The sequence below is a fragment of the Bradyrhizobium sp. CCBAU 51745 genome (genome assembly GCF_028128715.1).
GTDB lineage: Bacteria > Pseudomonadota > Alphaproteobacteria > Rhizobiales > Xanthobacteraceae > Bradyrhizobium > Bradyrhizobium manausense.
This window is the reverse complement of sequence record NZ_LBJP01000084.1, coordinates 1-12,021: the sequence shown is the minus strand read 5'-3', so window position 1 is coordinate 12,021 and position 12,021 is coordinate 1. Positions and strand designations below refer to the sequence as shown.

Below are 12,021 nucleotides of genomic sequence, written 5' to 3'. Positions count from 1 at the left end.
ATGACACCGAATGGTGGAGTTAAGAAGCAATGGAAGGCTTAATGAAAGGCAAGCGCGGTCTGATCATGGGCATCGCCAATGATCATTCGATCGCCTGGGGCATGGCGAAGACGCTGCATGCCCACGGCGCCGAGCTTGCCTTCACCTTCCAGGGCGAAGCCTTGGGCAAGCGCGTCAAGCCGCTCGCGGAGTCCCTCGGCGTGGAGCTGGTGCTGCCTTGCGACGTCGAGGACATCGCCAGCGTCGATGCGACCTTCGCCGCGCTTCGCGAAAAATGGGGCAAGCTCGATTTCGTCATCCACGCCATCGGCTTTGCCGACAAGAACGAGCTGAAGGGCCGTTATGCCGACACCAGCCGCGAGAATTTTTCGCGCACCATGGTGATTTCCTGCTTCTCCTTCACGGAGGTTGCAAAGCGCGCGGCCGAGCTGATGACGGACGGCGGCAGCATGCTCACGCTGACCTTCGGCGCTTCCGAGCGATCGATGCCGAACTACAACGTGATGGGCGTCGCCAAGGCGGCGCTGGAAGCCTCGGTGCGCTATCTCGCCTCCGACTTCGGACCGCGCGGTATCCGCGTCAACGCGATCTCCGCCGGCCCCATCCGCACGCTCGCCGGCTCCGGCATCGGCGAGGCGCGCGCGATGTTTGCATTCATGCAAAAGCATTCGCCACTTCGTCGCGGCGTCACGCTCGACGAGCTCGGCGGCTCGGCGCTATATCTGCTGTCTGATCTCTCCGGCGGCGTGACCGGCGAGATCCACTATGTCGATAGTGGCTATAACATCGTGCTGATGCCAAGGCCGGATGATCTGAAGGCGCCGGAGTAGGTGCCGTAGGGTGGGCAAAGGAGCGTCAGCGACGTGCCCACGATCTTTCAATCATCGCAACCAAGTGGTGGGCACGCTGCGCTTTGCCCACCCTACGAGAGCTCGCTTAGCCCGCCGCAATTTTCTCCGCGCGCTGAAACGCCGGCCGCGCCATGCAGCGTGCGATATAGGCATCGAAGGCCGGGCGCGACGGCACCATCTTGAACAGGCGCACCGCGAAATTCAGGCCCGCGCCGATGGTGATGTCGGCTGCGGAAAATTCCTCGCCGAGAATCCACGGCCCCTTGTCGAGCGCAGCTTCCAGCACGTCGAACACCTGCGTCGCGCTGCCCCAGGCCGCGGTCGAGGTCGGCACCTCGATCTTGGTGAAGATCTGGATGATCGCGGGCTCGATACAGCTCGGCGAGAAGAACAGCCATTGCAGATAGCGCGGGCGGCGCGGGTCGGTCGCGGCTGGCGCCAGCTTCGTCTCGGGATAGCGGTCGGCAATGTAAGCGCAGATCGCCGCGGCTTCGCCGAGCGCGGCATCGCCGTCGCTGAGCGCCGGCACCTTGCCCATCGGATTGATCTTCAAATAGTCCGGTGCCTTCTGCGCGCCGGTCGAAATGTCGGTCAGCACCCGTTCATAGGGCAGCCCGCTCTCTTCCATCAGCCAGAGCGTCGAGAACGATCGCGAGCGGGGTGACCAGTAGAGCTTGATCATGGCGAGCTCCCTTTGCGCTCCCAACGGTAGTATTTCATCACGAACCCGTTCGACGGTTCGACCTCTTCCTTCTCGAACACAAAGCCTTCGCGCTCATACCAGCGCCACGCCTTCTCGTTCTCGCGAACGCAGCGCAGGTCGATCTCGTCGGGCATTTGCGTGCGCGTGAAGGCGAGCAGCTTCCGGCCGAGCGATTGTCCCTGATGGGCGGGCCCGACGAACAGCATGTCGAGATAGTGCTTTGGCAGATGCAGCGCCAGCATCGCGGCGATGGTGCCCTGATCATCGGCGACGAACAGGCTCCAGCCGTCCTCGATCTCGCGCCGGACGCGGGCGCGCAGGTTCGCCAGCAGGAAATCGCTGGCTTCGGCGAGTCCGGTCGAGACCCAGCTCTCCATCCAGACGCGGCCGATCTCGTCATATTCGTCAGTGCGGGCGGGGCGGATGATCAGATCGGGCATGACCAACTCAGGGCTTCTGCCCACGCATGGTCTGCCGCGCGCGCACCTTGCCGGCCGACAGACACACCACCTCGGAAATCTGCAGCAGCTGGCGCGCCAGCGGGCTGGTCTTGCGCCAGACCATGCCGATGGTGCGCGACGGTTCGGGGTCGCGGAAGCGCGACAGCGACACCGACGCCGATCGCGTCTCCACCGACACCGCCATCTCCGGAATCAAGGTGACGCCGATGCCGGCGCTGACCATCTGCACCAGCGTCGACAGCGAATTCGCATCCAGCATCTCGCGCGGCGGCGCCGACTGCATGTTGCAGAACGACAGCGCCTGGTCGCGGAAACAATGGCCTTCCTCGAGCAGCAGCAGCCGCATCTCGCGCATCATCTCGCGCGACGGCACCGGGGTGCCCGCATCCGTGCCCGGCCGCACCAGCAGGAATTTCTCCTCGAACAGGGCGACCTCGGTGAGCGAGGGCTCGGAGACCGGCAGGGCGACGATCGCGGTGTCGAGTCGCCCTTCGACCAGCTCCTGGATCAGCCGCGGTGTCATCGTCTCGCGCACGCGGATATCGAGCTCCGGATGCATGCGCGTCAGATTCTTGGTGATCTTGGGCAAAAGATAGGGCGCGATCGTCGGGATCATGCCGATGCGCAGGCGCCCGGCAAAACGGTTCTGCGAGGCACGGGCGAAATCGCCGAGCTCATCGACCGAGCGCAGGATGTCGCGGACGCGCTGGGCGAGCTCCTCGCCGAACCGGGTCAGCGCAACCTGGCGCGCGCTGCGCTCCAGCAGCAGCCCGCCGAGCGCCTCCTCCAGTTCCTTGATTTGCATCGACAGGGCCGGCTGCGAGATGGAACAGGCTTCCGCGGCGCGGCCGAAATGACCATGGCGGGCGAGCGCGTCGAAATAGCGCAGCTGGCGCAGCGTCAGATTGATCATCAGAAAAACCTATCGCAGCGATCATTAAAGTCAACTTCCCCTGATCGAAGGCGACGCTTAGAGTGCTCCGACCTGGTCAATGGCGCAGTCGGACGCCACCAGAGGAGGTATTCATGGACGACACTTCGAAGTGCCCGTTTTCGGGCGGCAAACGCGTGCCAGCGAACCGCGACTGGTGGCCCACCAATCTCAGCATTGACATGCTGCACAGGAATTCCAGCCTGTCCGATCCGATGGGCGAGGCGTTCGACTATGCCAAGGAATTCAAGACGCTCGACCTGAATGCGGTCATCAAGGACCTGACCGCCCTGATGACGGATTCGCAGGAATGGTGGCCCGCCGATTTCGGTCACTATGGCGGCCTCATGATCCGCATGGCCTGGCACAGCGCCGGCACCTACCGCATCACCGACGGCCGCGGCGGCGCGGGTGCCGGTCAGCAGCGTTTTGCTCCGCTCAATTCCTGGCCTGACAACGCCAACCTCGACAAGGCGCGCCGGCTGCTCTGGCCGATCAAGCAGAAATACGGCCGCAAGATTTCCTGGGCCGATCTGATGGTGCTCGCCGGCAACGTCGCGCTGGAGTCGATGGGCTTCAAGACGTTCGGCTTCGCCGGTGGTCGCGCCGATGTCTGGGAGCCGGAAGAGCTCTATTGGGGTCCGGAAGGCACCTGGCTGGGCGATGAGCGCTACAGCGGCGAACGCCAGCTCGCCGAGCCGCTCGGCGCGGTGCAGATGGGCCTGATCTACGTCAATCCGGAAGGCCCGAACGGCAAGCCGGATCCGGTCGCCGCGGCCAAGGACATCCGCGAGACCTTCTTCCGCATGGCGATGAACGACGAAGAAACCGTCGCGCTGATCGCCGGCGGCCACACCTTCGGCAAGACCCATGGCGCCGGCGATCCGTCGCTGGTCGGTGCCGAGCCGGAAGCGGGCGCGCTGGAAGATCAGGGCCTTGGCTGGAAGAGCAAGCATGCCACCGGCCTCGCCGGTGATACCATCACCAGCGGCCTCGAAGTGACCTGGACCACGACGCCGACGAAGTGGAGCAACAACTTCTTCGAGAACCTGTTCAAGTACGAATGGGAGCTGACGAAGAGCCCGGGCGGTGCGAACCAGTGGACGGCCAAGGGTGCCGACGCCATCATTCCCGATCCGTTCGACAAGTCGAAGAAGCATCGCCCGACGATGCTGACGACCGATCTCTCGCTGCGCTTCGATCCGGCCTATGAGAAGATCTCGCGTCGCTTCCTGGAAAACCCCGATCAGTTCGCGGACGCCTTTGCCCGCGCCTGGTTCAAGCTGACCCATCGCGACATGGGTCCGATCCAGCGCTATCTCGGCCCGTTGGTGCCGAAGGAGACGCTGATCTGGCAGGATCCGATTCCGGCCGTGAATCACGAGCTGGTCTCTGATCAGGACATCGCCGCGCTGAAGGCCAAGATCCTGGCTTCGGGCCTCTCGGTGTCCGAGCTGGTCTCGACCGCCTGGGCGTCGGCCTCGACGTTCCGCGGTTCGGACAAGCGCGGCGGCGCCAACGGTGCGCGCATCCGCCTTGCCCCGCAGAAGGACTGGGAGGTCAACCAGCCGGCCCAGCTCTCCAAGGTGCTCGGCAAGCTCGAAGCGATCCAGAAGGACTTCAACGCGTCCTCAGGCGCCAAGAAGGTCTCGCTCGCCGATCTCATCGTCCTCGGCGGCACCGCCGCGGTCGAGAAGGCGGCGAAGGATGCCGGCGTCGACGTCAAGGTTTGCTTCACGCCGGGTCGCATGGATGCTTCGCAAGAGCAGACCGACGCGGCCTCCTTCGCGCCGCTGGAGCCGCGCGCTGATGGCTTCCGCAACTATGTCGGCAAGAAGCATCAGTTCCTGCGGGAGGAAGAAGCGCTCGTCGATCGCGCGCAGCTTCTCAAGCTCACGGGGCCTGAGCTGACCGTGCTGGTCGGCGGCCTGCGCGTGCTCGGCGCCAACGCGAACGGGTCGAAGCACGGCGTCTTCACCGCCAAGGTGGGCACGCTGTCCAACGACTATTTCGTCAACCTGCTCGACATGAGCACGGCGTGGACGCCGGCGGCCGACGGCTCCTATGAGGGTCGCGACCGCAAGACCAATGCGGTGAAGTGGACCGGCACGCGCGCCGATCTGATCTTCGGCTCGCACTCGCAGCTCCGCGCCTTCGCCGAGGTCTATGCGACCTCGGATTCGAAGCAGAAGTTCGTGGCCGACTTCGCCAAGGCCTGGACCAAGGTGATGAACCTCGGCCGGTTCGACATCGCGGCGTGAGGCGGTTGCGCCTCTCCCGCTTGCTTGCGGGAGAGGTGGCTCCCGTAGCCCGGATGGAGTGCAGCGCAATCCGGGACACCGGTCCCGCATTCCGCTTCGGTTCATGCGGGCTACGGCCTGATCAAAACGGACGAAACAAAAAGGGCGGCCTCTCGGCCGCCCTTCGTGTTTCTGACGTGGCTTGAGCGATTACTCGCCGGCTGCTTCGCGCGGAGCCTTCTCGCCCTCGCCGCCCTTGCCTTCGAGGTCTTCGCCGGTGGTCTGGTCGACCACCTTCATCGACAGGCGGGTCTTGCCGCGATCGTCGAAGCCGAGCAGCTTGACCTTGACCTTGTCGCCTTCCTTGACGACGTCGGAGGTCTTCTGCACGCGGTTGGCGGCGAGCTGGCTGATGTGAACGAGGCCGTCCTTCGAACCGAAGAAGTTCACGAAGGCGCCGAACTCCATCACCTTGACGACGGTGCCGTCATAGATCTGGCCGACTTCCGGATCGGACGCGATCGACTTGATCCACTTGATCGCGGCCTTCATCGCCTCGCCGTCGCTGGAGGCGACCTTCACGGTGCCGTCGTCCTCGATGTTGACCTTGGCGCCGGTCTTCTCGACGATTTCGCGGATCACCTTGCCGCCGGTGCCGATCACTTCGCGGATCTTGTCGGTGGCGATCTTGAAGGTCTCGATGCGCGGCGCGTATTCGCCGAGCTCGGCGCGGGCGTTGGTGAGCGCCTTGGCCATCTCGCCGAGGATGTGGATGCGACCTTCCTTGGCCTGGCCGAGAGCGACCTTCATGATCTCCTCGGTGATGCCCTCGATCTTGATATCCATCTGGAGCGAGGTGATGCCGGCTTCGGTACCGGCGACCTTGAAGTCCATGTCGCCGAGATGGTCCTCGTCGCCGAGGATGTCGGAGAGAACCGCGAAGCGCTTGTCTTCGAGGATCAGGCCCATCGCGATGCCCGCGGTCGGCCGCTTCAACGGCACGCCGGCGTCCATCAGCGCGAGCGAGGCGCCGCAGACCGAAGCCATCGACGAGGAGCCGTTGGATTCGGTGATCTCCGAGACGACGCGCACGGTGTAGGGGAACTCGTGATGCGGCGGCAGCACCGGGTGGATCGCGCGCCAGGCCAGCTTGCCGTGGCCGATCTCGCGGCGCTTGGTGCCGCCGAGGCGGCCGGTCTCACCGACCGAGAAGGGCGGGAAGTTATAGTGCAGCAGGAACGTCTCCTTGTACGTTCCCGACAGCGCGTCGATATACTGCTCGTCCTCGCCGGTGCCGAGCGTGGTCACGACCATCGCCTGGGTCTCGCCGCGGGTGAACAGCGCCGAGCCGTGGGCGCGGGGCAGCACGCCGACTTCGGCGACGATGTTGCGCACGGTCTTGACGTCACGGCCGTCGATGCGCTTGCCGGTATCGAGGATGTTCCAGCGAACGATCTTCGCCTCGAGCTCCTTGAACACGGCGGCGACGCGCAGCTTGTCGTATTTCGGCTCCTGCCCTTCGGGGAAGTAGTGGGCGATCACCTTTTCCTTGACCTTGCCGACCGCGGCGTAGCGATCCTGCTTGACCGGAATGGCGTAGGCGGCGCGCAGCTCCGCCTCGACGAGGCCGAGCATTTCCTTCTCGAGCGCGGCGTTGTCGATCACGGTGACTTCGCGCGGCTCCTTGGCGGCCTTCTCGGCGAGCTCGATGATCGCGTTGATCACAGGCTGGAAGTGGCGATGACCGAACATCACGGCGCCGAGCATGATGTCTTCGTTCAGCTCCTTGGCCTCCGATTCCACCATCAGCACGGCATCCGCGGTGCCGGCGACGACCAGGTCGAGCTGGGTGTCGACCATCTCGTCGAGCGTCGGGTTGAGGATGAACTCGTCATTGGCGAAGCCGACGCGGGCGGCGCCGATCGGGCCCTTGAAGGGCGCGCCTGACAGCGTCAGCGCGGCCGAGGAGGCCACGAGAGCGACGATGTCGGGATCGTTCTCCATGTCGTGCGACAGCACGGTGGCGATCACCTGGGTCTCGTTGCGCCAGCCGTCGACGAACAGCGGACGGATCGGACGGTCGATCAGGCGGGAGACCAGCGTCTCCTTCTCGGTCGGACGGCCCTCGCGCTTGAAATAGCCGCCGGGAATGCGGCCAGCTGCGTAGGTCTTTTCCTGGTAGTCGACGGTCAACGGCAGGAAATCGACGCCTTCACGCGGCGCTTTCGCCGCGACGACGGTGGCGAGCACCACGGTCTCGCCATAGGTGGCGACGACGGCGCCGTCGGCCTGGCGTGCGATCTTGCCGGTTTCGAGCTTGAGAGGGCGTCCGCCCCAGTCGATCTCGACTGAATGCTTATTGAACATAGAGGTCTTCTTTCATGGGTTCTCGAAAGAAGGGACGGCTCGAAAAACAAAAACCATGTCAAGATTGCAGGACGCTGATCGGAGCGGGCGATCAGCGTCCTGCGATCCTGCCATGGTTTTTGGATGTCGGATGGCGTCCATCCTTTCGGGTCATACGGGCACCTTGCCCGTTGCGCCCAGCCGCCGGATTGCTGCTGGACTGTCAGTCGGCACGTTCGCGAACACCGAACCTTTGGTCTTCGCTGCTCATGCCCCCGGATGCGAAACATCGCTCACACCGGACTTACGCGTGAGCCTCGATCAAAAACCCTGCAATAAGCGCTTTCGCTCGAAATCACGCGCAAAAACGCGCGCCAGTGGCGCGCGCAAGAACTCTTAGCGACGAATGTTGTGCTTCTCGAGCAGCGCCTTGTACCGCGCCTCGTCCTTCTTCTTCAGATAGTCGAGGAGAGAGCGGCGGGTCGAGACCAGCTTCAAGAGACCACGACGCGAATGGTTGTCCTTCACGTGGGTCTTGAAATGGTTGGTCAGGTTGTTGATGCGTTCCGACAGGATCGCGACCTGAACCTCGGGCGAACCGGTATCACCGGCCTTGGTGGCATTCGTCTTGATGACTTCCGCTTTGCGTTCTGCGGCAATCGACATCGTCAATTTCTCTCGTTGCGACCGGTTGAGGCAGTCAAGCCGGTCAGGTTGAACACACGCTTGGGGATGATTTCGCCATTGCCAACTTCAGCAAGCGCCAAAAGACGGCCTGCCACCGTGACATAGACTGTGCCGCTACTTGTGGGCGCATCCCGTCCGCGCAACAAAACGGCCTGGCCCCGATGGAGCCTTGCCGCATCAGCCCGAGTGACGGCCAGTGCCGGGATGTCGTCCAGCGCGGTCTCAACGGGCATCAGCGCGTCGGCGAGGCTTCCCTCGCCGGACGCGGCTCTATCGCACAAAGCCTCCAGCTGATCCAGCGGAATCATGTCATTTTCGCTGAATGGGCCGACCAGGGTCCGCCGCAGCGCGCAAATATGACCGAAAGTACCGAGAATCCGGCCCATATCGCGGGCGAGTGCCCGGACATAGGTTCCCTTGCCGCACTCGGCCTCGAACACGGCCCGGTCATTATCTGGTTGATCTACAAGGATTAAATGGTGAATCTCGACCGGGCGGGGAGCCAGCTCCACGACCTCGCCGTCGCGGGCGAGGTCATAGGCCCGCTCGCCCTGGACCTTGATCGCGGAATAGCGAGGTGGAACCTGCTCGATGACTCCCGTGAAACGGGGCAGCAGGGCTTCGATCGCCTCCCGGGTCGGGCGGTGGTCAGATGTGGCGGTGACTTGGCCTTCGATATCGTCGGTGTCGCGCTCCTCGCCCCAGCACACGGTGAAGCGGTAGCGCTTGCGGCCATCCATGACGAAGGGAACCGTCTTGGTGGCTTCACCCAGCGCGATCGGCAGTCCGCCGGAGGCGAGCGGATCGAGCGTGCCGGCATGGCCGGCGCGCTTGGCGTTGAACAGGCGCTTGAGCACGGCAACGGCCTGCGTCGAGGTCATGCCGATCGGCTTGTCGAGCACGACCCAGCCGTGCACATCGCGACGATCGCGGCGCACCTGATTGCCCTTCTGCTTGTTCGCACGCGGATCGTTGTTGACGCGACGCGCCTCCCGATGCGGCTCTCCATTGCCGCCGATATCCGCAAAACTATTTTGCTGCGCCTCGCGCGCATCGACCTCATCGCTGCCGATCGCGCCGTGTGCGGGGTTCATCATCATTGTTCTTCTTCCCGATCCGAATCCGGGTTCTGATCCGGATTCTTGTCCAAGTCCTTCTGCACCGCAGGTGTTCGCAAAAGCTTCTCGATCCGTTCCGCTTCGTCGAATCGTTCGTCGACGCGGAAGCGAATGTCAGGTGCAAATTTCAGGTTAACGCGCCGCGCGACTTCGCCGCGCAGGAATTTCTTGTTGCGATCGAGCGCAGTGATGACGAGCTCGGTGTCGCGGCCACCGAGCGGCATCACGTAGATTGTCGCGAGCTTCAAATCGGGCGACATCCGCACCTCCGGCACGGTGATGATGTGGCCTTCGAGGTCCGCATCATGCACGCTGCCTTGCGCCAGAATATCGGCTATCGCGTGGCGAACCTGCTCGCCGACGCGCAGCTGACGCTGCGAGCCGCCGGGCGCGGAACTCTTCTTCTGATGATGCCGTGGCATGGTCGAAAATCACCTCAACGTGCCCGCGTTTGGGACACGAGCATTGTCATTTGTCCTGTTGAAACGAATGGAGCGTGGATGGCCGGAAAAAATCCGGCCATCGCACTCCCGCAATTTCAGCTCAAAAAGATCCGGGCGCTTCGGTAAGATTTGGACTTACAGGGAGCGCTGGATCGTCTCCACGCGATAACACTCGATCACGTCACCGGCACGCATGTCGTGATAGTTCTCGAAGGCCATGCCGCATTCCTGGCCGGCCTGGACTTCCTTTACCTCGTCCTTGAAGCGCTTCAGCGTCGACAGCTTGCCTTCGTGCACGACGACGTTGTCGCGGATCAGGCGCACATTGGCGCCGCGTTCCACGGTGCCGTCGGTGACGCGGCAGCCGGCAACCTTGCCGACCTTGGAGATGTTAAAGATCTCCAGGATCTCGGCATTGCCCAGCATGGTTTCGCGCAAGGTCGGCGCGAGCAGGCCGCTCATCGCCTTCTTCACGTCGTCCACGAGGTCGTAGATGATGTTGTAGTAGCGGATCTCGATGCCGTTGCGCTTGGCGGCGGCAGCGGCTTCCTTGTTCGCACGAACCGAGAAGCCGATGATCGCGGCGTTGAAGCCCTCCGCGAGCGTCACGTCGGATTCCGAGATGCCGCCGACGCCGGCATGCAGGATGCGGGCTGCGACTTCGTCGGTACCCAGCTTCTCCAGCGAGCCGAGGATCGCTTCCAGCGAGCCCTGCACGTCGGCCTTGACGATCAGCGGGAATTCCTTGCGGCCCGCCGTCTTCAACTGCGACATCATCTGCTCGAGCGAGCCGCGCATGCCCGAGATCGAGGCCGCCGCGTTCTCGCGCTTCTGGTGCGCGCGGTAGCTGGTGATCTGGCGGGCGCGGGCTTCGTTCTCGACGACCGCGAGACGGTCGCCGGCTTCCGGCGGACCGTTGAAGCCGAGCACCTCGACCGGCACCGACGGGCCGGCCTCGTCCACGGTCTCGCCCTGATCCGAGATCAGCGCACGGACGCGGCCCATCTCGGCGCCGGCGACGATGATGTCACCGACACGCAGCGTGCCGCGCTGGACCAGCACGGTTGCAACCGGACCACGGCCGCGATCGAGCTTGGCCTCGATCACGGTGCCTTCGGCCGGACGCTCCGAATTGGTCTTCAGATCGAGGATTTCGGCCTGGAGTGCGATCATCTCGAGCAGCTTGTCGAGATTGGTCTTGTTCTTGGCGGAGACTTCGACGTCGACGACTTCGCCGCCGAAGGATTCCACCTGCACCTCGTGCTGGAGCAGCTCGGTGCGGACGCGCTCGGGCTTGGCATCGGGCTTGTCGATCTTGTTGATGGCAACAATGATCGGCACGCGGGCCGCCTTGGCGTGATTGATGGCTTCGATCGTCTGCGGCATGACGCCGTCATCGGCCGCGACCACCAGCACCACGATGTCGGTGACCTTGGCGCCGCGGGCGCGCATAGCGGTGAACGCGGCGTGGCCGGGCGTGTCGATGAAGGTGATCTTCTTGCCGCTTTCGGGCGACAGCACCTGATAGGCGCCGATATGCTGGGTGATGCCGCCGGCTTCGCCCGACACCACGTTGGCATGGCGGAGCGCGTCGAGCAGCGAGGTCTTGCCGTGGTCGACGTGGCCCATCACGGTCACGACGGGCGAACGCGTCTCGGTATCGGTGGAATCATCGACCTGGTCGAACAGACCCTCTTCAACGTCCGACGCGGCGACGCGCTTGACGGTGTGGCCCAGCTCTTCGGCGATCAGCTGCGCGGTGTCGGCGTCGATCACGTCGGTGATCTTGTGCATCGCGCCCTGCTTCATCAGCATGCGGATGACGTCGACCGCGCGTTCGGACATGCGGTTGGCGAGTTCCTGGATGGTGATCGCTTCCGGAATCGTCACTTCGCGAATGAGCTTTTCCTTCGGCTCGTTCGAGGCATGGCCCTTCAGGCGCTGGGTGCGGCGGCGGAACGAGGCGATCGAGCGCTCGCGCACGTCGTCCGCGTTGAGAGCGGTCACGACGGTCAGACGGCCGCGCTCCTTCTGCGGGCCGGGCTTGTGCGTGGTCTTCGGGGCCGCGGCAGGACGCGCGGCGCCGCCGGGACCGCGGCGGATCTGGCGCGGACCATCGTCCTCGTCCGGACCGGCCGCAACGGCGGGCGTGCGACCGACAGGGCCGCCCGGCCGTGACGTGGTGGTTGCCGGGCGAGCGGTGGTCGTCGCTCCCGGACGCGTCGTGGTCGGCGCGGGGCG

General features: G+C 64.1%; 10 protein-coding genes. 2 read left to right on the top strand and 8 right to left on the bottom strand.

Annotated elements, in window-relative coordinates; all coding sequences use genetic code 11:
• Nucleotides 1-29: 29 nt before the first annotated feature.
• Nucleotides 30-830, top strand: coding sequence for an enoyl-ACP reductase FabI (gene fabI / locus XH98_RS24610; RefSeq protein ID WP_271600327.1), 801 nt, complete (start codon nt 30-32; stop codon nt 828-830).
• Between the two features lie 106 nt (nt 831-936).
• Here the strand turns inward: fabI and XH98_RS24605 are convergent, their stop codons facing one another.
• The 3 genes from XH98_RS24605 to XH98_RS24595 are packed head-to-tail and all read right to left on the bottom strand — an operon-like array spanning nt 937 to nt 2,928.
• On the bottom strand, nt 937-1,533 hold the full coding sequence (locus XH98_RS24605; RefSeq protein ID WP_271620186.1) for a glutathione S-transferase family protein: 597 nt from the start codon (nt 1,531-1,533) through the stop codon (nt 937-939).
• A complete protein-coding gene (locus XH98_RS24600; RefSeq protein ID WP_271620185.1) occupies nt 1,530-1,994 on the bottom strand; it encodes a GNAT family N-acetyltransferase in 465 nt (154 codons plus the stop codon). Before XH98_RS24600 ends, XH98_RS24605 begins: the two co-directional genes overlap by 4 nt.
• A gap of 7 nt (nt 1,995-2,001) precedes the next feature.
• The gene (locus XH98_RS24595; RefSeq protein WP_271600330.1) at nt 2,002-2,928 is read right to left on the bottom strand and encodes a hydrogen peroxide-inducible genes activator; all 927 of its coding nucleotides are present in this window, start codon (nt 2,926-2,928) and stop codon (nt 2,002-2,004) included.
• A gap of 113 nt (nt 2,929-3,041) precedes the next feature.
• Here XH98_RS24595 and katG point away from each other — a divergent pair, with 113 nt between their 5' ends.
• A complete protein-coding gene (katG, locus tag XH98_RS24590; protein ID WP_271620184.1) occupies nt 3,042-5,207 on the top strand; it encodes a catalase/peroxidase HPI in 2,166 nt (721 codons plus the stop codon).
• A 189-nt stretch (nt 5,208-5,396) separates the two neighbouring features.
• Here katG and pnp read toward each other — a convergent pair whose 3' ends face one another.
• The 5 genes from pnp to infB all read right to left on the bottom strand — a co-directional run.
• Nucleotides 5,397-7,553 carry a polyribonucleotide nucleotidyltransferase gene (gene pnp, locus XH98_RS24585; protein WP_271600332.1) on the bottom strand — a complete coding sequence of 719 codons (2,157 nt, stop codon included), beginning with the start codon at nt 7,551-7,553 and terminating at the stop codon, nt 5,397-5,399.
• Nucleotides 7,554-7,928: 375 nt separating this feature from the next.
• Nucleotides 7,929-8,198, bottom strand: coding sequence for a 30S ribosomal protein S15 (gene rpsO, locus XH98_RS24580; RefSeq protein WP_008540131.1), 270 nt, complete (start codon nt 8,196-8,198; stop codon nt 7,929-7,931).
• 2 nt (nt 8,199-8,200) lie between these two features.
• Nucleotides 8,201-9,319: a tRNA pseudouridine(55) synthase TruB gene (gene truB, locus XH98_RS24575; RefSeq protein WP_271620183.1), complete on the bottom strand. Its 1,119-nt coding sequence runs from the start codon at nt 9,317-9,319 to the stop codon at nt 8,201-8,203.
• Entirely contained in the window at nt 9,316-9,759 is a 444-nt protein-coding gene (gene rbfA / locus XH98_RS24570) for a 30S ribosome-binding factor RbfA (RefSeq protein ID WP_271620182.1), read from the bottom strand. Before rbfA ends, truB begins: the two co-directional genes overlap by 4 nt.
• Before the next feature lie 156 nt (nt 9,760-9,915).
• The coding region (gene infB, locus XH98_RS24565; RefSeq protein WP_271620181.1) for a translation initiation factor IF-2 at nt 9,916-12,021 on the bottom strand (2,106 nt) is incomplete at its 5' end.